The sequence below is a fragment of the Streptomyces sp. NBC_00009 genome, from assembly GCF_045040855.1.
GTDB lineage: Bacteria > Actinomycetota > Actinomycetes > Streptomycetales > Streptomycetaceae > Streptomyces > Streptomyces aureus.
Genome location: NZ_CP108312.1, coordinates 4,035,635 through 4,056,610 on the forward strand (window position 1 = coordinate 4,035,635; position 20,976 = coordinate 4,056,610).

At 71.4% G+C, this 20,976-nt stretch carries 16 protein-coding genes and 3 tRNA genes; 13 read left to right on the forward strand and 6 right to left on the reverse strand.

The features are described from left to right. Positions 1-212: 212 nt before the first annotated feature. The 3 genes from OHA58_RS18195 to OHA58_RS18205 form a co-directional block, all read right to left on the reverse strand. Entirely contained in the window at positions 213-1,175 is a 963-nt protein-coding gene (locus OHA58_RS18195; protein ID WP_405479934.1) for a DUF5926 family protein, read from the reverse strand. Between the two features lie 104 nt (positions 1,176-1,279). Then, positions 1,280-1,900 (reverse strand): ATP-binding protein, encoded by a 621-nt coding sequence (locus OHA58_RS18200; protein ID WP_405485027.1) that lies wholly within the window; start codon positions 1,898-1,900, stop codon positions 1,280-1,282. A gap of 79 nt (positions 1,901-1,979) precedes the next feature. Continuing rightward, a complete protein-coding gene (locus tag OHA58_RS18205) occupies positions 1,980-2,795 on the reverse strand; it encodes a glycerophosphodiester phosphodiesterase (protein WP_405479935.1) in 816 nt (271 codons plus the stop codon). 190 nt (positions 2,796-2,985) lie between these two features. Here OHA58_RS18205 and OHA58_RS18210 point away from each other — a divergent pair, with 190 nt between their 5' ends. Next, positions 2,986-4,461, forward strand: a complete 1,476-nt coding sequence (locus OHA58_RS18210) for a S1C family serine protease (protein ID WP_405479937.1) — start codon at positions 2,986-2,988, stop codon at positions 4,459-4,461. A gap of 61 nt (positions 4,462-4,522) precedes the next feature. Further along, positions 4,523-4,607, forward strand: a tRNA-Ser gene (locus OHA58_RS18215). Between the two features lie 115 nt (positions 4,608-4,722). Here OHA58_RS18215 and OHA58_RS18220 read toward each other — a convergent pair. Then, the gene (locus tag OHA58_RS18220) at positions 4,723-5,607 is read right to left on the reverse strand and encodes a bifunctional DNA primase/polymerase (RefSeq protein ID WP_405479939.1); all 885 of its coding nucleotides are present in this window, start codon (positions 5,605-5,607) and stop codon (positions 4,723-4,725) included. 330 nt (positions 5,608-5,937) lie between these two features. On the opposite strand from OHA58_RS18220, the gene OHA58_RS18225 reads away from it, so the two are divergent. The 9 genes from OHA58_RS18225 to OHA58_RS18265 all read left to right on the forward strand — a co-directional run bounded on the left by OHA58_RS18225 (position 5,938) and on the right by OHA58_RS18265 (position 15,248). Beyond that, complete coding sequence (locus OHA58_RS18225) at positions 5,938-6,249, forward strand: hypothetical protein (protein ID WP_405479941.1); 312 nt, start codon at positions 5,938-5,940, stop codon at positions 6,247-6,249. Positions 6,250-6,481: 232 nt separating this feature from the next. Continuing rightward, positions 6,482-7,720 (forward strand): acyl-CoA dehydrogenase family protein, encoded by a 1,239-nt coding sequence (locus OHA58_RS18230; protein WP_405479943.1) that lies wholly within the window; start codon positions 6,482-6,484, stop codon positions 7,718-7,720. A gap of 8 nt (positions 7,721-7,728) precedes the next feature. Next, entirely contained in the window at positions 7,729-8,682 is a 954-nt protein-coding gene (locus OHA58_RS18235; RefSeq protein ID WP_405485029.1) for a bifunctional MaoC family dehydratase N-terminal/OB-fold nucleic acid binding domain-containing protein, read from the forward strand. 1 nt (position 8,683) lies between these two features. Further along, positions 8,684-9,784, forward strand: a complete 1,101-nt coding sequence (locus OHA58_RS18240; RefSeq protein WP_405479945.1) for an acyl-CoA dehydrogenase family protein — start codon at positions 8,684-8,686, stop codon at positions 9,782-9,784. 53 nt (positions 9,785-9,837) lie between these two features. Beyond that, positions 9,838-10,359, forward strand: coding sequence for a MaoC/PaaZ C-terminal domain-containing protein (locus OHA58_RS18245; RefSeq protein ID WP_405485031.1), 522 nt, complete (start codon positions 9,838-9,840; stop codon positions 10,357-10,359). After that, entirely contained in the window at positions 10,356-11,522 is a 1,167-nt protein-coding gene (locus OHA58_RS18250; RefSeq protein ID WP_405479947.1) for a lipid-transfer protein, read from the forward strand. Before OHA58_RS18245 ends, OHA58_RS18250 begins: the two co-directional genes overlap by 4 nt. 112 nt (positions 11,523-11,634) lie before the next feature. Then, positions 11,635-12,651, forward strand: coding sequence for a glycoside hydrolase domain-containing protein (locus OHA58_RS18255; protein ID WP_405479949.1), 1,017 nt, complete (start codon positions 11,635-11,637; stop codon positions 12,649-12,651). 196 nt (positions 12,652-12,847) lie between these two features. Beyond that, a complete protein-coding gene (locus tag OHA58_RS18260; protein WP_405479951.1) occupies positions 12,848-13,489 on the forward strand; it encodes a SigE family RNA polymerase sigma factor in 642 nt (213 codons plus the stop codon). A gap of 109 nt (positions 13,490-13,598) precedes the next feature. Beyond that, on the forward strand, positions 13,599-15,248 hold the full coding sequence (locus tag OHA58_RS18265; RefSeq protein ID WP_405479953.1) for a long-chain fatty acid--CoA ligase: 1,650 nt from the start codon (positions 13,599-13,601) through the stop codon (positions 15,246-15,248). Between the two features lie 109 nt (positions 15,249-15,357). On the opposite strand, the gene OHA58_RS18270 is transcribed toward OHA58_RS18265, so the two are convergent. Beyond that, entirely contained in the window at positions 15,358-19,635 is a 4,278-nt protein-coding gene (locus OHA58_RS18270) for a PAS domain-containing protein (protein ID WP_405479955.1), read from the reverse strand. A 287-nt stretch (positions 19,636-19,922) separates the two neighbouring features. Continuing rightward, positions 19,923-20,372: an SSI family serine proteinase inhibitor gene (locus tag OHA58_RS18275; RefSeq protein WP_405479957.1), complete on the reverse strand. Its 450-nt coding sequence runs from the start codon at positions 20,370-20,372 to the stop codon at positions 19,923-19,925. A 242-nt stretch (positions 20,373-20,614) separates the two neighbouring features. Here OHA58_RS18275 and OHA58_RS18280 point away from each other — a divergent pair. Both OHA58_RS18280 and OHA58_RS18285 read left to right on the forward strand, forming a co-directional pair. Then, positions 20,615-20,705: transfer RNA gene (locus tag OHA58_RS18280), tRNA-Ser, on the forward strand. Between the two features lie 186 nt (positions 20,706-20,891). Further along, a tRNA-Arg gene (locus tag OHA58_RS18285) sits at positions 20,892-20,964 on the forward strand. Positions 20,965-20,976: the final 12 nt, after the last annotated feature.

Here is a 20,976-nt window from a genome sequence, read left to right on the forward strand (position 1 = left end):
CCGGGCGCAGGCCCACGGGGAAGTCCCGGAAAGACAAGGACCCGGTTGCTGGCGACGGGGGATGCACCAGCAACCGGGCTACTCGAACGGTAACAAGAGATCGGCCGTTAGCAAATTCGATCTCGGCTATTCGTATGCGGATTTACCTGCCGCTACGGGGAGTTGTGACCGGAGTCACCCGTTCCGAGGGCTTCCTGTGGCTGACCGGTCGGTCAGCTGAGCGTCACCTGTCGATTGGTGAGGCCGCCGCGCGCCCTGCGCTCGTCGACGGTCAGCGGCGCCTCGGAGGCGAGGGCCGCGGCGAGCCGCTCGGCGAACTCGGCCGCCGGCTTCTCGACATCCTCGGCGCTCACCCCGGTGGGCAGGTCCCAGACGGGAACGGTCAGACCGTGTGCGCGGAACGAGCCGACCAGGCGCGTGCCCTCGCCGAGCGAGGACCTGCCGGCCGCGTGCAGCCGGGCGAGCGCGTCGAGCAGTTGCTCCTCGGGGTGCGGCATGACCCAGCGCAGGTGGTTCTTGTCGGGGGTCTCGCACCAGTACGCGCCGTCGACACCGGACAGCTTCACGGTCGGGATGGCGGCCGCGTTTGCCCGCTCCAGGGAGGCGGCGACCTCCGGGCTCGCGTTCTCCGAGTCGGGCACCCAGAACTCGAATCCCGTGTGCACGACCGGCTCGAAGGCGGCCGCGGGGTCGAGCAGGTCCTGCAGGCGCGGGCCGTCGGCGGGTGCGCGGCGCGCCTGCACCGGCGTACCGGGCTCGGCGGTGAGCGCGCGCTGAAGGGTGTCGGCGAGGTCACGGCTCAGGTCGCCCGACGGGGTGTCGTTCTGCAGGCCGAGCAGGACCGAGCCGTCGTCGCGGCGCAGTGCGGGCCACGCCATCGGGAGCACCGTCGCGAGTGTCACGGACGGAACGCCGTCCGGCAGGCTCTCCTTGAGGGTGAGCCGCACCGTCGCAGCGGGCACCAGCTCGCGCAGCGCGATCCAGTCGCCCTCTCCCGCGAGGTCTTCGAACGGGCGCTGCACCAGCTCGGTCACCGCGTGCGCGGCGGCGCGGCCGTGACAGGCCTTGTACCGGCGGCCGCTCCCGCAGGGGCAGGGCTCACGGGCGCCGACGACCGGGATCTCCCCGCTGCTGACGTGCGACTTGCCCTTGGTCTGGGGGCGCTTCTTGGCCATCTTGGGTGTCTCCCGGTTACGGCTCTCGTACGTACGGGCGCGAGCCTAGCCCCTCGTACGGCCGGGGGCGGGGATCAGGCCGGGTCGCCGGGCCGGAGCGGGTTTCAGCCCAAGTCCTCGAAGGCGTCCGCGAAATCGAGGTCGGACATGCCCGCGGGCGCGCGGCTCGCCACGCGCGTAGCGAAGTTGCCCTGCCCCTGTGTTTCGGCTTCGGAGCGCACATCCTTGTGCACGACCACCCAGACGGTGACTTCACCGGAGGCGTCGTCACGTACGCCCCAGTCGTCGGCGAGCGCCGAGATGATGTTGAGCCCGCGGCCGCCGCGCGCGGTGACCGAGGGTGTGGCCGGAACCGGGCGGGTCGGACCACCACCGTCCGTCACCTCGACGGTGAGACAGCCCCGCACATCGACCCTCCAAGCGGCCCGGACGTCGCCGTCCCCGGCCATGTCGTCGCCCAGCGGCCTGCCGTGCCGACAGGCGTTGCTCAACAGTTCCGACAGGATCAGTACGGCATCGTCGATGACCGCTTCCGAGACCCCGCCGACGCGCAGCTGATCACGCATCCGGTGTCTTGCTTCGCCCACGCCCGCAGGGCCATGGGGTACGGCCATGCTCGACGACGTGGGCACCTCCTGTGCCACCACCAACGCCACCCCCGAGACCTCCTTTGCCCCACGCCACGGTGTGAATGCCCCAATGGACTGGACCGGAAACCGGCCAATCCACGCTCAGTGACGCACTCGTAACGATCGAATACGGAGCGAACGCGCCGGAGCACTCCCTGTGAGGCGATGGCCGGATTTAGCCCCTCCCGAGCTGGCGCAGAACCGCGCGGGGCCGGTTCGTGATGATCGCGTCGACGCCGAGGCCGACGCACAGGTCGACGTCCTCCGGCTCGTTGACCGTCCACACGTGCACCTGGTGGCCCGCCCGCTTGAGCTTCTCCACGTACCCGGGGTGGCTGCGCACGATCCGGATGCCCGGGCCTGCGATCGGCACTCCCCTGGGGAGGCGGCCGTCGCGGTGGCGGGGCGAGACGAACTGCATCAGGTAGACCGTCGGCAGGTGGGGGGACGCGGCCTGGATGCGGTGCAGGGAGCGGGCCGAGAAGCTCATGACGCGCACCGGGGACGGTGCGTCCGGCGCTCCGGTAGGGGCGTCCAGGCCGAACCGTTTGAGGAGCATCAGGAGGCGTTCCTCGACCTGGCCGGCCCAGCGGGTGGGGTGCTTGGTCTCGATGGCGAGCTCCACGCGGCGGCCCGCGTCGGCGACCAGTTCCAGGAGCCGCTCCAGGGTCAGGACGGAGGTGTCCTCCCAGTCGGGGCCCTCCGTGCTGGTGCGGCCGGCCTCGCTGTTCTTCCAGGAGCCGAAGTCGAGCGCGGCGAGATCCGCCAGTTCCAGGGCCGACACCGCTCCGCGTCCGTTCGACGTACGGTTGACGCGGCGGTCGTGCACACAGACGAGATGGCCGTCCGCGGTGAGCCGTACATCGCATTCGAGGGCGTCGGCACCGTCCTCGATGGCCCTTCTGTACGCGGCCAGCGTGTGCTCGGGGGCCTCGTCGGAGGCTCCGCGGTGGGCGACGACCTGGATCTGCTGCTGTCGTGCGAGGGTCACCGCGTCATGGTCCCATTGCGTGGCGCTGGGCCGCCCAGCGGATGCGTCCGTTTCGCCCGGCGTAAAGGATGGCACCGGACACACAGGAACGCCTTATGGTGCCCTGACGTCCCGTGGGAAAAGCTGTCCGCATACAAACAGCAATGCCGATGGAATCAGCTGGTACAGCCGTGGATCGAGGAGAAGAGCTGTGAGCACCGAGAACGAGGGCACTTCGGTACCCCCAGCCCCGTCCGCACCTCCCGTGCCGGTGGAATCTCCCGCTACTCCCGCACCCGCCCCCGCCGGTTCCGCACCGCCTCCGGAGCCTGCCGACGCACCCACCGCGGCGATGCCGCCGGTCGAGGGCGCGGCGCCTGGGGCACACGAGGGTCCCGGCGCGGCCTCGGGGGCTGCACCGGGACCCGGCGGGCAGCACGAGGCCGCGAACGCGGCCTCGGGTGGCTGGCCGCCTCCACCGCTCTCCGTTCCCTCGTACGCGGACGGCGGCGGTGGGCACTCCTGGGGCGCCTCCTACCAGCCTCCGGCGCCCAAGCCGGGCCTCCGGCGCGGCGGGCTGCTGGCCGCGGTGGTCGCGGCGGCCCTGATCGCGGGCGGTGTCGGTGGCGGCATCGGCTACTGGGCGGCCGAGCGCAACGACGACAGTGGTTCGGGCTCGACGACGGTCTCCGCCTCGGACAACCCGGCCGACTTCAAGCGTGACGCGTCCTCGGTCGCCGGCATGGCGGCGAACGCGCTGCCGAGCACGGTCACCATCGAGGCCGAGGGCAGCGACGGCGAGGGCGGCACCGGCAGCGGCTTCGTCTACGACACGCAGGGCCACATACTCACCAACAACCACGTGGTGGCCTCCGCCGCCGACGGAGGAAAGCTTTCGGCCACGTTCTCGAACGGCAAGAAGTACGACGCCGAGGTGGTCGGCCGCGCCCAGGGCTACGACGTCGCGGTCATCAAGCTGAAGAACGCCCCGTCGAACCTGAAGCCGCTGGTGCTCGCCGACTCGGACAAGGTCGCCGTCGGTGACGCGACCATCGCGATCGGCGCGCCCTTCGGCCTGTCGAACACGGTGACCACGGGCATCGTGTCGGCGAAGAACCGCCCGGTGGCGTCCAGTGACAGCTCGGGCAGCAGCAAGGCGTCGTACATGAACGCGCTGCAGACCGATGCCTCGATCAACCCGGGCAACTCGGGTGGCCCGCTGCTCGACGCGCGGGGCGCGGTCATCGGCATCAACTCGGCGATCCAGCCGGCGAGCAGCGGCGGCATCGCGGGCTCCGGCCAGTCGGGCTCCGTCGGCCTCGGCTTCGCCATCCCGATCAACCAGGCGAAGAATGTCGCCAAGCAGCTCATCAAGACCGGCCAGCCGGTCTATCCGGTGATCGGCGCCTCGGTCGCGCTGGACGAGCAGGGTGACGGCGCGAAGATCACCGAGCAGGGCGCGGGCGGTTCGTCCGCGGTCACGGCGAACGGCCCGGCGGACAAGGCCGGCCTGAAGCCCGGCGATGTCATCACCAAGCTCGACGACACGGTGATCGACAGCGGTCCGACCCTGATCGGCCAGATCTGGACGCACAAGCCGGGCGACACGGTCAAGATCACGTACAAGCGCGGCGGCGCGGAGCACACCGTCGACGTAGTCCTCGGTGAGCGCAAGGGCGACAGCTGACCGAACTCCCGGCCGAACCCGCTACCCTGGTCCTCGCTCCGCCGCTCGTCGGCGGGGCGAGGGTGGGTTGCCCGAGCGGCCTAAGGGAACGGTCTTGAAAACCGTCGTGGCGCGAGTCACCGTGGGTTCAAATCCCACACCCACCGCCGGTAGGTAGGTGTTCGTAAGGGGCGTTCGCTATGGCGGGCGCCCCTTACGCGTGTCCTGGGGAGGCGGGTTCGCCCGGGTGCGGGGAGGGCTTGCCCTCCCGGACGTCGCGTCCTACGCCTCCGCGTCGTTGCGCTGGGTCAGGCGGGCCGCTGAGGCGATCGTGGAGCGGGCCTCGCGTTCCGTCAGGCCGGTGCGGGTCGCGGCTTCCACGAGGGCGTTCGTGAGGCTGTCGCCGAGGTCGCTCTCGTAGGCGCGGCAAGCGGCCCAGAACAGGCGGGTGTTGCGCTGTCCCTCATGCGCCGCGAGCACGAACTGGACCAGGCCCTGGCCGTGTTGGCCCGCATGTGCCGGTGACGGGTGGTGCACGCGTGGAGGGGGCGTGAGCAGGCGCAGGAGTGCCGGCGGGCAGGGCGCGACAGGCAGGTGCGCGGTGCCGGGGACCGCGCTGTAGACGCCCTGGGCCGTGCGCGATCCGGGGCCCACGAGGTAGCCGCCCGCGCCGCGGATGTCGATGCCCGGTGCGAGGCGTCCCGCCGAGTTGGGGACCACGATGTCCGGCGGTCCGGAGAGCCACACATGACGGCCGCCGCTGGGGGTGGCCACGACGACGGTGTCCGGGATCGTGAAGAGGTGGCGCAGCGCCAGTTCGCGCAGTGCGGCCGAGGAGTCCGTACCGGACTTGGTGTCGAGGTCCACGCCGATGAGGTGGTGCGGGGGCAGTCCGCACGCGATGCCGTAGCCGGTGGCGCGGGGCGCCGCCGCGAAGAGGTCACGGATGCGGCCCGGGTCGGTCGTGGCGTCGTACACGCCGTGGCCGGGGCGGCCGCATTCGCCGTGGCACGGGGCCGGGTCGGGTTCGTCGCGGTGCGGGGAGCGCAGGGCGGGGAGCTTCGTGCGGGAGAGCGGGATCACGGCCAGTCCACGCTCGGCGGCGGAGAGGGCGTGGGCGAGGGCCAGGGTCGCAAGGGGTACGGCATGCCGGTCGGTGGTGGCCATGCATCCATGTTCGTACGAATGTTCGAGTAAAGGAAGGGGGCTCGCCCGGGTGGAGCGTATTTACCAAAAATGTGCCGAAACGCTTCAGCCCCTGCGGTGGCTGACCCGTCCTGCGCCAGTCGGACGCAATCCGGGCTGAGCTGGGGCTTTAAGAGTGTGAAGCAGGTTTATCGACATGTCCTCACGCTTGCGAGGGAATACGGCCTTCCGCCCTGGTTCGCCGGGGATTCGGTGGGCAATTCTGATCTCGCGACGTCGTGAGCAACGACCGAGGCGGTCGGCCAACTGCCTTGGAGCAACCAGTAGTTACCGGTTCCTGGAGGAATTGACATGGCACACATCCGTACCGCCCGCGCCCTCGCCGCCGTCGCCGCCCTGCCCCTCGCGGCAGCCCTCTTCTCGGGAGTGGCGATGGCCGACAACGGGTCCTTCGCGGACAACGGATCGAACGCGGGTGTGGCGACCGTGAGCGGCAGTGGTGTCGGTGGCAACAACCACGGCAACTCGTCCACCACGCAGCAGCAGGCGGTGGGCTCCGGCGCCTCGAACCAGAACAACACGGCCCAGGTGAACGGCTCCGCGTTCACGGCCATCGACCAGTCGAACGAGAACATCGCGGTGAACTTCACCGAGCTCTGGTGACCCGCAGGCTCCTGTCGGCGGGGGCCATTGCCAGGGGTGCGTGACATCTGTGCGGCGGTGCTTCGGCATCGCCGCACAGGCGTTTTCGCGCACCCGCCAGCCCTTCACGCGCGCGTGCTGATCCCTTGACACCCGTACCGAACCTGGCGGACAGTCGTACCGAATCTGACGGTCAGTCAGAAACAGACGGTCAGAGACCCTTGTTCGTACGAGGTCCGGGAGGGCCGCCGCCGTGCACCTCGCCCCCACCGCGCGCCAGCATGAACTCCGCGCCGAACTGCGCGCCTACTTCCGGGAACTGATGCCGGAAGGGCCGCCGGCCCACGACGATCGAACGGCCCAGCGGCGCCTGCTGCGCCGCATCGGCGCCGACGGCCTCCTCGGGCTCGGCTGGCCCGTCGAGTACGGAGGCCAAGGCCGGGGGCCCGACGAGCAGTTCGTCTTCTTCGACGAGGCGTATCGCGCGGGCGCGCCTGTCTCCATGGTGACCCTGAACACCGTCGGGCCGACCCTGATCAAGTACGGGACCGAGGCACAGAAGGCGTACTTCCTGCCGCGGATTCTCAAGGGCGAGCTGGTCTTCGCGATCGGGTACAGCGAGCCGTCGGCGGGGACCGACCTGGCCTCGCTGCGGACGCGGGCCGTCCGCGACGGCGACGACTGGATCATCGACGGGCAGAAGGTCTTCACGTCGAACGCGCAGAACGCCGACTGGATCTGGCTGGCCTGCCGCACGGACCCCGAAGCCGCCAAGCACCAGGGCATCTCGATCATTCTCGTGCCGACGGACGCCGCCGGCTTCAGCTGGACGCCCATCGAGACCGTCGGCGGGCTGACCACCACCGCCACGTACTACGACGGGATCCGCGTCCCCGCCTCGAATCTCGTCGGGGACGAGAACGGCGGCTGGGGTCTCATCACCAATCAGCTCAACCATGAGCGGGTCGCGCTCGCCGCGATCGGGATGCAGGCGGAGGACTTCTACGCGGCGGTGCTCGAAGCGGTTCGTTCACCCGATCCGGTGACGGGGGAACGCCGGATCGACCTGCCGTGGGTGCGGTCGCGGCTGGCCGAGGTGCATGCCCGTCTGGCGGCAACGCGCCTGCTCAACTGGCGTTTGGTGGGGGATGTCGGGGCGGGGCGCCTCGCGCCGGGCGACGCGAGCGGCGTGAAAGTCATGGGAACCGAATCGGCGGTCGAGGTGTACCGAATGTGTCAGGAGATCGCGGGAGACGCGGCGCTGGTTCGAGCCGGGTCGCCGGGAGCGTTCGGGGGTGGGGCTGGTGGTGGCGCGGGTGGTGGGTCCGGTGGTGGCGGGTCGGGCGGTGGTGCTTGGGGTGGGACGGCGGAGGGGGAGCTGGAGCGGATGAACAGGGCGGCGCAGATCAACACGTTCGGGGGCGGCGTGAGCGAGGTGCAGCGGGAGATCGTCGCGACGATGCGGCTCGGGATGAGGAGGGGGCGGCGGTGACCGGCGACATGACGTACGAGGCGCTGAAGGCCTTCGAAGGGCTGCCCGCGGCCACCGCGGGGGTGGGCAGGGACCGGGTCAACGAGCCGATGATCAGGCACTGGTGCGAGGCGATGGGCGACGCCAATCCCGCGTACGAGGGGCCCGACGCCATAGCGCCGCCGACCATGCTCCAGGCCTGGACGATGGGTGGGCTCTCCGGGCACCAGGGGCGCAGCGGCGCCTACGACGAGCTGTTCGCCCTGCTGGACGGCGCGGGGTACACCTCGGTCGTCGCCACCGACTGCGAGCAGGAGTATCTGCGTCCGCTGCGGCCCGGTGACGCGATCACCTTCGATGCGGTGATCGAGTCGGTGTCCGAGCGCAAGACGACGAAGCTGGGCACGGGGCACTTCGTCACGACGCGCATGGATGTCAGGGCTGATGGCGAGCTCGCAGGGACGCATCGCTTCCGGATCCTCAAGTACGCCCCGGCGGCGCGGGCAGGGCGGGCGGTGGGGCCGGCACGGGAGCAGCAGGCCCGGCGGCCCCGTCCGGTGGTGAACCGGGACAACGCCGGGTTCTGGGAAGGGGTCCGCGAGCACAGCCTCCTCATCCAGCGCTGCGAGGCATGCGGGACGCTGCGCTTCCCCTGGCTGCCGGGGTGCGGCGCGTGCGCCTCGCAGGACTGGAGCACGGTCGAGGCGAGCGGCGAGGGGACCGTCTTCTCGTACGTGGTGATGCACCACCCGTCCTTCCCCGCCTTCGACCCGCCGTACGCGGTGGGCCTGATCGAGCTGGCCGAAGGCGTCCGGATCATCAGCAACGTGGTGGGGGTGCCGTACGACAAGGTCCGAATAGGGATGCCGGTTCGGCTCGAATTCCTGCGGGTGGACAAGGAGTTGGAGCTGCCGGTCTTCCGGGCCGGTGACGGTGCTGCAGTGGGGGTTGCTTCGGGGATTGCTACGGGACGGGAGGGCTGACGTGGACTTCACACCTACGCAGGACCAGGTGGCCGCAGCCGACCTGGCCGCGCGGATCTTCGGTGACCTGTCGACCCCCGAGCGCCTCGCGGCGGCCGGCACGGGAACGGACCCCGAGCTGTGGAAGGCTCTCGGCTCGGCGGGGCTGCCTGGGGCGGTGGAGGAGACCGGGCTGCTCGGGCTCGTGCTGATGCTGGAGGAGCAGGGCCGGACGACGGCACAGGTGCCGTTCGCCGCCAGTTGCGCGTACGGGCTGCTCGCGGTGGCGAGGCATGGCACCTCCGAGCAGCGGAACCGGCTGCTGCCGGGGCTGCGGGACGGGACGGAGGTGGCCACGGGGGCGTTACCCGCGCAGGCCGGGGTGCGGGTCGACAGAGCGGAGGCCGGGGAGACGGGGACGGGCGGGGGCACGGGGCGGCTCACGGGGGTGGTGCCCTGGGTTCCGTGGCTCCGGGACGCGTCCTGGGTTCTGGTGGCGACGGCCGACCGAGGCCTGTGGAGAGTGCGTACGGCCGATGCCGGCTGCGACGCGGTCGAGCTCACCGCGCCCTGGTCGGTGGGCCGGCTGGTTCTCGACGGGGCGCCGGCGGAGAGGGTCGGCGGGCCCGGTGCGTACGACGACGTCCTGGCGATGGCGCGGACCGCGTTCGCGGGGCTTCAGGCCGGGGTCTGCGCGGGGTCGCTGGCGCGTGCCGTGGAGTACACGAACGAGCGGGAGCAGTTCGGCAGACCGCTCGCCGCGAAGCAGGGGGTTCAACTCCGGGCGGCCGACGCCTATTTGGATACGGAGGCCATCCGCGTCACCGCGTACGAGGCGGCATGGCGACGGGACGAGGGGCTGCCGTGCGCGGGCCATGCGCTGACCGCGGCCTGGTGGGCGTCGGAAGCGGGCAGACGGGTCGTGCACGCCGGACAGCATCTGCACGGCGGCATGGGCGCCGACCTGGAGCATCCCGTGCACCGGCATTTCCTGTGGGGCAGACAGCTCGACGCGTATCTGGGATGCGGGGGTGAACTGCTCGCGGAGCTGGGCGACTTGATCGCCTGTGGCGAGGGGAGCGGTACCGAGAGGGCGGGGGCGACGTGGGCAGCGCGGAAGTGAAGGCGGAGGGAATGGATCGGGCGGCAAGGGATCGGGAGGAGGGGGAAGTGGTGATGGTGGATGCCTCGACAGGGATCGGGGCCGGGGTCGGCGCGAAGCTGGCGCCGTTGGAGATCCCGGTCACCCGGACGCTGATCGTCTCCGGGGCCATCGCGTCCCGTGACTACCAGGACGTGCACCACGACGCGGAGCTCGCCAAGGAGAAGGGCTCCCCCGACATCTTCATGAACATCCTGACGACGAACGGACTCGTCGGCCGTTACATCACCGATCACTTCGGTCCCACCGCGGTTCTGCGCAAGGTCGCCATACGGCTGGGGGCACCCAACTACCCAGGGGACACGATGGTGTTGACGGGAACGGTTATCGAGGCCGAGGCCGAGGCCGAAGACGGGGACGGGAGCGGGGGCGAGTCCGCCGGCCGGGGTGCCACGGTGGTGGTGCGGATCGCCGGGGCCAACGGGCTGGGCACGCACGTCACCGGGACGGTGACGGTCACGCTCCCGAGTCTCGCGAGCCCTGTGAACCCCACGAGTACGCCGTCCCGTCCCTCGGTGTCGGGGAGGCCGGCATGAGTGTGCGGGCGAAGGACAGTCTTGGCGGGCGGGCGGCGATCGTCGGGATCGGGGCGACCGAGTTCTCCAAGGACTCCGGGCGCAGTGAGCTGAAGCTCGCGGTGGAAGCGGTGGGCGCGGCGCTCGACGACGCCGGGCTCTCCCCCGCCGACGTCGACGGCATGGTCACGTTCACCATGGACACCAGTCCGGAGATCACCGTCGCGCAGGCGGCCGGGATAGGGGACCTCTCGTTCTTCTCCCGGGTCCACTACGGCGGCGGTGCGGCCTGCGCCACCGTTCAGCAGGCCGCGCTCGCCGTGGCGACCGGGGTGGCCGAAGTGGTCGTCTGCTACCGGGCGTTCAATGAGCGCTCAGGCAGGAGGTTCGGCTCCGGGGTGCAGCATCGGGAGCCGTCGGCGGAGGGGGCGGCGCTCGGCTGGGCACTGCCGTTCGGACTGCTCACGCCCGCGTCGTGGGTGGCGATGGCGGCTCAGCGCTACCTCCACGCGTACGGCCTGGGCCCGGAGGCGTTCGGTCATGTCGCCGTCATGGACCGCGCGTACGCGGCCACCAATCCGGCGGCGTACTTCCATGGGAAGCCGATCACGCTGGAGGACCATGCGGCGTCGCGGTGGATCGTGGAGCCGTTGCGGCTGCTCGACTGCTGTCAGGAGACCGACGGCGGGCAGGCGATCGTCGTCACCAGCGTCGAGCGGGCCCGCGATCTCCCGCACCGTCCCGCCGTGATCACGGCGGCGGCCCAGGGGGCGGGGCGCGGCCAGGAGCAGATGACGAGCTTCTACCGGGACGACATGACGGGCCTGCCCGAAATGGGGGTCGTGGCACGGCAGTTGTGGCGGTCGGCAGGGCTGGCGCCGGGCGAGATCGACGTGGGGATCCTCTACGACCACTTCACGCCGTTCGTGCTGATGCAGCTGGAGGAATTCGGGTTCTGCGGACCGGGTGAGGCGGCGGACTTCGTGGCGGAGCGTCGGCTCCCGCTAAACACGCACGGCGGGCAGCTCGGCGAGGCGTACCTGCACGGGATGAACGGCATAGCGGAGGCGGTCAGACAGGTGCGGGGCACGGCGGTGAACCAGATAGCCGGCGCCGCCACGGCGCTGGTGACTGCGGGGACCGGCGTCCCCACATCGGGTCTGATTCTGGGAGCGGACGGCTGAACGCGGGGTGTGTCCCGGGTCCGGTCCGCACCCCGGCCCCTTCACTCGCCCTATGCACCGCACTCGCCGTAGGCACCGCCGGAAGCTGGTCGTGGGTCTAGCGCTGCTCCTGATGGCGCTGACAGCCCTCCCCGCGTCGGCGCGGGCCGAACCCGGCCTCCCCCAGCCGTCTCCGACGCACGACCCCAACCCCGACCCCCTGGCCAACCCAGACCCCCTGGCCAACCTCAACCCCCTGGCCAACCTCGACCCCCTGGCCAGCCTCTCCCTGCCCGACCTCGCCACCATCCCCGGCTTCGTACTCGGAGACTCCGCACTCGACGGCCCAGCCACAGGCCCGGCCCGGGACCCTGGGGCACCGGGCGCCGCCGGCGGTCCCTCCTCCGAACCCCTGCTCCCCGCCCTCTCCAATCCGCGGATGTTTCACGGGCCGGCGTTCGACACCTGCATGGCGCCGTCGCTCGACACCATGCGGCGCTGGCAGTCGTCGAAGTACGGGGCGGTGGGCGTGTACTACGGGGGCCGTGGGCGGGCCTGTCCTCATCAGCCCCGGCTCGGGCACCGTTGGATGAAGGGGGTGCAGCGGCTGGGGTGGCGGGTGCTGCCGGTGTACGTCGGTTCGCAGTCGCCGTGTGTCGTCGCGGCCTCCAAGAAGCCCTATCGCATCGGCCGTCACGCCTGGCGCCAGGGCGTGCGGGAGGGGCGGGACGCCGTACGCAGGGCGACGGCCGTAGGCATCCGGCCGGGCAGCCCGCTCTATCTCGACATGGAGGCATACAAGTACCGGCAGAAGAAGTGCGCCCGCACGACGCTCACCTTTGTGCGGGGCTGGGACCGGCAGGTGCGCCGGAAGGGGTACGTGCCCGGGTTCTACAGCAGTGCCGACTCCGGAGTGCGGCACATGCGGGCCGCGGCGCGGGCGGGGGCGCGGGATCTGCCGTCGGTGATCTGGTTCGCGCGCTGGCACACGCGGCCCCGGCTGGCCCAGGAGCCCGTGCTGCGGGGGTCCGCCTGGAGTTCGCGGCGCAGGATCCACCAGTACGCGGGGAACGTGAAGGAGCGGCACGGCGGGCGGACCCTCGTCATCGACCGGAATCTGGTGCACGCGCCGGTGGCCCGCATCCGATGAGCCGCCCCGGTCCGCGGGAGCGACAGAGTGGAAGGAAGCCCATGGAATGGCTCTCAGGGATGAACCCTCAGGGGTGCGTACCGCGTCCTCCACCTTCAGGAGGTGGGGATACCACCACTCCTACAACCTGAGGCGGACACCGCTTCGGGACCTGCGGCCGATCCGCGAGGGTAGGGGGCGCTCCTAGCGTGGAGCCATGACCGCAACCATGGCGCCTGTCTGCTCCAGTGCATCGGATGCCGCGACGCGCAGCGCGCCGCGAGCCGCGATGACGCCTCACTCTTCCCACCCGGTGCCGTACGCGCCGGCCGCCCATCCGACGCCGTACGCGCCGCACAAGTCGTACCCGTCGTTCGCGTCGTACGTGCGGGCGCGGCAGCCCGTACTGCTGCGGACCGCCCGGTCGCTGACCGCGAACCCGTGCGACGCCGAGGACCTGCTCCAGACCGCGCTCACCAAGACGTATGTGGCGTGGGACCGCATCGAGGACCACCGGGCGCTCGACGGTTATGTGCGCCGGGCCCTGCTGAACACGCGTACGTCGCAGTGGCGTAAGCGGAAGGTCGACGAGTTCGCCTGCGACGAGCTGCCCGAGCCGGAGACCGTGGCGGCGGCCGATCCGGCCGAGCACCAGGCCCTGCACGACGCGATGTGGCGCGCGATCATGAAGCTGCCCGCCCGGCAGCGCGCGATGGTCGTCCTGCGGTACTACGAGGACCTGAGCGAGGTGCAGACGGCCGAGGTGCTCGGGGTGTCCGTCGGCACGGTCAAGAGCGCGGTCTCGCGGGCCCTCGGCAAGCTCCGCGAGGACCCGGAACTGCGCCCGGCCAAGGGCTGACCGGGACTACTCGCTGATCGATCATTCCCTGGGCTAGTGACATACCGACTGGTATGCGGTGAGAATCGGCGGAACATTACTGCGCCGTAGCGCCCACCGGGAGGACGCCGTGCTGAGCACGATGCAGGACGTACCACTGCTGATCTCGAGGATCCTGACCCATGGGTCGACGATCCACGGCACGTCCCAGGTGACGACCTGGACCGGTGAGAGCGGGCCGCAGCGCCGGAGCTTCGCCGAGATAGGCGACCGCAGCGCCCAGCTCGCGCACGCTCTGCGCGCCGACCTCGGCATCGTGGACGACGACCGCGTCGCGACCCTGATGTGGAACAACGCGGACCACGTCGAGGCCTACTTCGCGATCCCCTCCATGGGCGCCGTACTGCACACCCTGAACCTGCGCCTCCCCGCAGAGCAGCTGGTGTGGATCGTCAACCACGCCGCCGACCGCGTGATCATCGTCAACGGCTCCCTGCTGCCGCTGCTCGCGCCGCTCCTGCCGTCCCTGACGGGTGTCGAGCACATCGTCGTCTCCGGGCCGGGCGACCGTTCGCTCCTCGACGGAGCGCGCCCCCAGGTCCACGAGTACGAGGAGCTCATTGCCGGAAAGCCGGTGACGTACGACTGGCCGCAGCTCGACGAGCGCCAGGCCGCCGCGCTCTGCTACACCTCCGGCACCACCGGCGACCCCAAGGGCGTCGTCTACTCGCACCGTTCGATCTACCTGCACTCCATGCAGGTCAACATGACGCAGTCCATGGGCCTGACCGACGAGGACACCTCGCTCGTCGTGGTGCCGCAGTTCCATGTGAACGCGTGGGGCCTGCCGCACGCCACGTTCATGACCGGCGTGAACATGCTGATGCCTGACCGCTTCCTCCAGCCCGCGCCGCTCGCAGAGATGATCGAGAGCGAGCGCCCCACGCACGCGGCGGCCGTCCCCACCATCTGGCAGGGCCTGCTCGCGGAGCTCACCGCGAAGCCCCGCGAGGTGAGTTCGCTCGGGCAGGTCACCATCGGCGGCTCGGCCTGTCCACCCTCACTCATGAAGGCCTTCGACGAGCTCGGCATGCGGGTCTGCCACGCCTGGGGCATGACGGAGACGTCTCCCCTCGGCACGGTCGCCCGGCCGCCGGCCGCGGCGGTCGGCACCGACGAGGAGTTCGCGTACCGCCTGACCCAGGGCCGGTTCCCGGCCGGCGTCGAGGCGCGCCTCTCGGGTCCGGGCGGCGAACTGCTGGCCTGGGACGGCGAGTCGGCCGGTGAGCTGGAGGTCCGGGGGCCGTGGATCGCCGGCGCGTACTACTCGGGCCCCGACAGCGAACCGCTGCGCCCCTCCGACAAGTTCAGCGACGACGGCTGGCTCAAGACGGGCGACGTCGGCACGATCAGCCCCGACGGCTTCCTCACCCTCACCGACCGCGCCAAGGACGTCATCAAGTCCGGCGGTGAGTGGATCAGCAGCGTCGACCTCGAGAACGCCCTGATGTCCCACCCGGACGTCGCCGAGGCGGCCGTCGTCGCCGTCCCCGACGAGAAGTGGGGCGAGCGCCCGCTCGCCACCGTGGTCCTGAAGGAGGGCGCGAGCGCCGACTTCGGGATCCTGCGCGCGTTCCTCGGCGAGAAGGTCGCCAAGTGGCAGCTCCCGGAGCGCTGGACGGTGATCACGGCGGTGCCGAAGACGAGCGTCGGCAAGTTCGACAAGAAGGTGCTGCGCAAGCAGTACGCGGACGGGGATCTGGACATCACACGGCTCTGAGCCCACAGCTCAGCGACTGTTTCACGTGAAACAGGGGCGGCCCGAACGGGCCGCCCCTGTTTGTCAGTTGTGGGTTTGTCAGTTGCGCCTTCGTCGAGTTGCGCGTTTCTCAGTTGGTACCGATCTTCGCGAGCAGGTCCACGATCCGGCCCTGCACCTCGTCGCTCGTCGACCGTTCCGCCAGGAACAGGACGGTCTCGCCCGCGGCCAGGCGCGGCAGGTCGGCCTCCTCGACAGCGGCGGTGTAGACGACGAGGGGCGTACGGTTCAACTGGCCGTTCGCGCGCAGCCAGTCGACGATTCCGGCGCGCCTGCGACGTACCTGGAGCAGGTCCATCACCACCAGGTTCGGCCGCATCTGCGCGGCCAGCGTCACTGCGTCCGCGTCGGAACTCGCCCGCGCGACCTGCATTCCGCGCCGTTCCAGCGTCGCGGTGAGCGCGAGCGCGATCTCCTCGCGCTCCTCGATGAGCAGGACGCGCGACGGGTGCTGCTCGCTGTCCCGCGGCGCGAGGGCCTTCAGCAGGACGGCGGGATCGGCCCCGTACGCGGCCTCGCGCGTCGCCTGTCCGAGCCCGGCCGTCACCAGGACGGGAACTTCGGCGGCCACGGCGGCCTGGCGCAGCGACTGGAGGGCGGTGCGCGTGATCGGTCCGGTCAGCGGGTCGACGAAGAGCGCGGCGGGGAAGGCCGCGATCTGCGCGTCGACCTCCTCGCGGGAGTGCACGGTCACCGGGCGGTAGCCGCGGTCACTCAGGGCCTGCTGCGTGGTCGCGTCGGGCGCGGGCCAGACCAGGAGACGGCGCGGGTTGTCGAGCGGCTCCGGGGGCAGTTCGTCGTCCATCGGCTGAGGCTGGGGCCGGATCGCCACCTCGACGGCGCCACCGGGCCCGTCCAGCGGCTCGGGTCCCTCGTCGGCGTCCTGGTCGGGGGCGCCGATCGCGTACGAACGTCCGCGGCCCTCCGATGACGACGACAGCAGCGACTGCGGCTGACCGGGCTGGGACTGGCCGGACGGCGTCTGGGGCTGAGCCTTCGGCTGCGCCGGCGACGACTGCGACGGGGACTGCGGGTGCGGGCGGGCCGCGGTCTCCGGCTGGGTGCCGGCGGGGTCCGGCCGGGTGGACAGCCTGCGGCGACGGCCGGAGCCGCCGAGCGTGTGCTGTGTCTGCTCCTGCGGGGCCGCCGCGGGCTGCGGGACCTGAGGGGGCAGCGGGACCTGGAGCGAAGGGTTGCCGCCGGGCGACTGAACGGGCTGCTGCCCGGTCTTCGGGCCGGACGGACCGCCCTGCGCGCCGGACGGCTGCTTCGCCTGCGGACCGGGCTGCTTGCCCGTCGCCGGGCCGGCCTGGTTCGGCTGTGCGGGCGCCTGCGCATTGGGCTGCGGGTTCGCCTGCTGGTTCGGGAGCGCCGGGGTCGGCAGCGGCTGGGCCGTTCCGGGGGCCAGCGGCTGCGGCCGCGGCGGGCGCTGCTGCTCGGCGATCTGACGCCCGAAGGGAACGCCCTGCCCCAGCGTTCGTACGCTTATGGCGCGGCCCTGAGTCGAGTTGGGGTCAGCAGACGGGGCCTCGGCGGGGAGGGGCTGCGCGGCACGGGGCCTGGCACCGTTCTCCGGCGGCAGCGCGGCGCGCGCGCCCGGAACCGTCTGGACAGGGTGGGGCTGCGGCGGAGTGTGGTCGTCGGAGGGGTGACGCTGCGCGGTGTCGTGCCGCTCGCCGTCAGCACCCGTACCCGTACCCGTAGTCGTCTCTGCGTCGGCGTCCGTGGCGGTGCCCGGCTCGGGCGTCGTCCGGTCGGCCTCCGCGGGCGGCAGCGCGAATACGGTGCGCGCGGCGCCGGCCTGCTCGGTCTCCCGCTCCGGGGCACTGCCGAGAGCGCGGCGCGCGCGACGCCCGGCGGGGACGTTCTGCCCGGCCTGGGGTGCATCGGAAGCCCCCGATGCACCCGAAGTCCCCGATGCACCCGAACCACCGGCAGGCAGCGCGGCCTGCTCGGAGTTGCGCCGGGCCCGGCGGCCCGAGGACGCTCCGACCGGCACACCCTGCGGCGGCACGGTCTCGCCCAGGGCGGGGGATCCAGCCGCGTGTTCGGCAGCGGTGACCACGGAACCCTCGGCGGCACCGGGACCGGCATCGGCTCCCGCCGGAACGGCGACCTCAGCCGGGTTGGGCCTCCCGCGCCGACGCCCCGTACCGGTCCCGGCCCCCGCGTCACCCGCAGGCGTTCCGCCGGCCGGAGTCTGCGTGGCCTGCGCCGGCAGTTGCCCCTGAGCACTTCCGGGCGCACCCGCCGCCGCGGACTCCTCGGCCCGCCGCCTGCGCCGCCCGGTCGGAGCGGCAGCCTCCGAGCCACCGCCGCCTTGCCCGGCCTCGTCGGCACCCGGCACCGCACTCGCGGCCGCCGCGACACCGCTCTCCAGGAACGAGTCCACCGACGCGCCCGAAGCACGCCGTGCCCGCCGCCGCCCGCCGCGCGTACCCGACGCCTGCTCGGGCAGCCCCGCGCCGACCTCAGCACCGACCTCAGTACGGGCGGGACCAGCCGACGAAGCGATCTCGACAGCCGTACCGGGAACAGACGTACCAGGACCAGCCGTACCGGGACCGGCCACCTCGACAACACCCGACGGATCGGCAACCGGAACCGCCCCGGCCCCGCCCCCGATCGGCACCTCGAGTACGTACGCGCTGCCGCTCATCCCGGGCACCTCGTGCGTCTGGAGCACACCGCCGTGCGCCCGCACGATGCCGCGCACGATGGGCTCGTGCACCGGGTCGCCGCCCGTGTAGGGCCCGCGTACCTCGATACGGACGCTCTCGCCGCGCAGCGCCGCTGCCACGACGATCGTCGAGTCCACGTATCCGCCGACGCCGCTCGTGGGAACGACGCCCACGCGCGCGTTGCCGGTGGCGTCGATGCCTGCGACGTCCGCGACGAGGTGGGCGAGCGCGGTGGCCAGGCGCGCCGCGTCGACCTCGGCCTCGATGGGAGGGGCGTGCACGGCGAACTGCGCGCGCCCGGGCCCGATCAGCTCGACCGCCCCGTCGACACCTGCGGCGACGACCGCGTCGAGCATCACGTTCGTACGGGTCAGCTGCGCGTCGCCGGAGTCGAGGAGCTGATAGCCGAGCACGTTGTCGACGAGCGTGGTCATGCGGCTGTAGCCGGCCGCGAGGTGGTGCAGGATCTGGTTGGCCTCGGGCCACAGCTGGCCCGCGTCGTCCGCGGCCAGGGTGGTGAGCTGGCCGCGCAATTCGTCGAGGGGGCCGCGCAGCGACTGGCCGAGGACGGCGAGGAGCTGCTCGTGCCGGGCCGCGAGCGCCTCGTAACGGTCCTTCTCGCGCTCGGCGAGAGCGGCGATCCGGTCCTTCTCGGCGGAGAGTTCCTCGGTGTGCTGCTCGGTGATCGTGGCGAGCTCGGCCGCGTGCTCCTCTTCGGTACGCGCGGTCTGCGCCTCATGCTCCTCGACGGTGCGGGCGAGCGTCTCCGCGTGCTCCGTGGCGGCGCGCTCCGTCTCCTTGTCGCGCCGGTCGATCTCCTCCGCGTGCGCCACGACGAGCTCGTCGTAGGGCCGCCGGTCGGTGAACGTCATCACGGCGCCGACCAGTTGGTCACCGTCACGCACGGGCGCCGTCGTCATGTCGACGGGCACCTGCGCGCCGCTCTTCGACCACAGGACCTGCCCGCGCACCCGGTGCTTGCGCCCGGAGCGCAGGGTGTCGGCGAGCGGGGACTCCTCGTACGGGAACGGCTCGCCGTCGGCGCGTGAGTGGAGGACGAGCGCGTGGAGTTCCTGCCCGCCCAGGTCGCTGGCGCGGAAGCCGAGGATCTGCGCGGCGGCCGGGTTGACGAGCACGATCCGGCCGTCGGTGTCGGTGCCGACGACGCCCTCGGCGGCGGCGCGCAGGATCATCTCGGTCTGGCGCTGCGAACGCGCGAGTTCGGCCTCGGTGTCGACGGTCCCCGACAGGTCGCGCACGACGAGCATCAGGAGCTCGGAGGCGCCGCTGCCATAGCTCCCGCTCCCGTACGAGCTGTTGCCGTCGACGGCGTCGCGGCCGTCGGCGAGATTGGCGCTGGTGACCTCGACGGGGAACTCGCTGCCGTCGGTGCGGCGGGCCATCATCCGGGTCGGCTTGGTGCGCCCGCGCTCGTCCGTGGTGTCGGGCCTGCGCATCGATCCGGGGATGAGCCGCGAGTCGAACTCGGGCAGCAGATCGAGCAGTCCGCGCCCCACGAGAGCGGTGCCCGGGGCCTCGAAGGCCTCCAGGGCGATGGTGTTCGCGTTGACGACGGTCCCGTTGGTGTTGACCAGCACCAGCGCATCCGGGAGCGCGTCGAGTATGGCTGCGAGGCGAGCAGCGCCTCGGGATGGCCTGCTGCTCACGACGACGCTTCCTCCCTGATTACCGCACCTTGCCGACCGCGCGAGCCATCTTCCTACGTGGCTCGCGGCATGTCACGGGAGGGAGTCTACGGGCAGAGGTTGCGGTCGCGGCGCCGGATGAGAGGGAGGTCGCACGCGGAAGATGTGCCCGTGGAATGAAGATGCGTCGGTGCGTGGCCCCACCCGGCCGCGTGACGGCGGGGCATGCGCGGGCATATGCCTGGTCACAGGGTGTCCGGAGCCGCGCCGCACCTTGGCACGTTCCCCACACAATGGCCCGCCCTCGTTCACCGACCGGTCGCGGGCAGCACGGGAACGAGCCCCTGCCACCGCGAGATCTCACAGCCGTTGGTCCTCTTGTAGGTCGCGTCGACGGGCCGGCCGTGCCACGTTCCGGTGACGCGGGCCGTCGCGGGGCCTCCGTACTGCATCGTGCACTGGGCGTCCGGCGAGGGCGGCGCGAACGGGTCGCGGCCGTTCGCCGACAGCTCGTCGAGCCGCGCGCACGCGTTCGCGGGTTCCGGATGGGTACCGCCCGAGGGCCCGCACTCCAGCTCGTACGTCCCGTCCCTTCCGTCACCCGTGTCGGTGACGGTGACCCGTAGCTGGTCCTGGGCGGCGGGCTTGGCGAACAACTGGGGGAGGCCGAGCGGTCCCGTGTCGGCGTGGGCGGCGGCGGGGACCGCGCAGAGCGCGGCGGCGGATGCGGCGGTGAGGGCGATGTGGCGCAGCAACATGAGGGGGCTCCACGAATGAGTGAGAAGAAGAAGACTGAGGAACCGCACCGTCCCGAGCGGCTCCACCGCGTCTAACGCCGGGCGGCCCGCGATGTTGCGGTGGGCCCCGGGACACGAGGACGAACAGAAGGGCTTTGCTCTCCGCCCTGGACGCCTAGTACCGTGGGGGCCAATTGGTGACACGGCGCGATGCTGTGTCATCATCTGGACGCACCACTCGCGCTCGCGCGGGGGGTAGTGCTGGAGGCGTCGCCTAGTCCGGTCTATGGCGCCGCACTGCTAATGCGGTTTGGGCCTTAAAGCCCATCGAGGGTTCAAATCCCTCCGCCTCCGCTCCAAGATCCGAAGCCCCGGTCCTGATGGACCGGGGCTTCGGCGTTTCGGACCCGCAAGACGGTGTTTGCCCAGCTCACAAGGGGTGCGGCAAACGGATTTCACATGACGGCGGCAGTCATGTAATGTTCTTCCTGTCGCCGGGAACGGGTCGAAGGGGCCGGGACCGAGGCAAAAACAGAACAAGCACTCGTAGCTTAACGGATAGAGCATCTGACTACGGATCAGAAGGTTGCAGGTTCGAATCCTGCCGAGTGCACATAGATGAGAG

Excerpts from the sequence above, each read along its gene's own strand:
- OHA58_RS18195 (WP_405479934.1), bottom strand. The coding sequence starts at position 1,175 with ATGGCCAAGAAGCGCCCCCAGACCAAGGGCAAGTCGCACGTCAGCAGC.
- OHA58_RS18220 (WP_405479939.1), bottom strand. The coding sequence starts at position 5,607 with ATGGCCACCACCGACCGGCATGCCGTACCCCTTGCGACCCTGGCCCTC.
- OHA58_RS18225 (WP_405479941.1), top strand. The coding sequence starts at position 5,938 with ATGGCACACATCCGTACCGCCCGCGCCCTCGCCGCCGTCGCCGCCCTG.
- OHA58_RS18235 (WP_405485029.1), top strand. The coding sequence starts at position 7,729 with ATGACGTACGAGGCGCTGAAGGCCTTCGAAGGGCTGCCCGCGGCCACC.
- OHA58_RS18245 (WP_405485031.1), top strand. The coding sequence starts at position 9,838 with ATGGTGGATGCCTCGACAGGGATCGGGGCCGGGGTCGGCGCGAAGCTG.
- OHA58_RS18250 (WP_405479947.1), top strand. The coding sequence starts at position 10,356 with ATGAGTGTGCGGGCGAAGGACAGTCTTGGCGGGCGGGCGGCGATCGTC.
- OHA58_RS18255 (WP_405479949.1), top strand. The coding sequence starts at position 11,635 with ATGGCGCTGACAGCCCTCCCCGCGTCGGCGCGGGCCGAACCCGGCCTC.
- OHA58_RS18260 (WP_405479951.1), top strand. The coding sequence starts at position 12,848 with ATGACCGCAACCATGGCGCCTGTCTGCTCCAGTGCATCGGATGCCGCG.
- OHA58_RS18275 (WP_405479957.1), bottom strand. The coding sequence starts at position 20,372 with ATGTTGCTGCGCCACATCGCCCTCACCGCCGCATCCGCCGCCGCGCTC.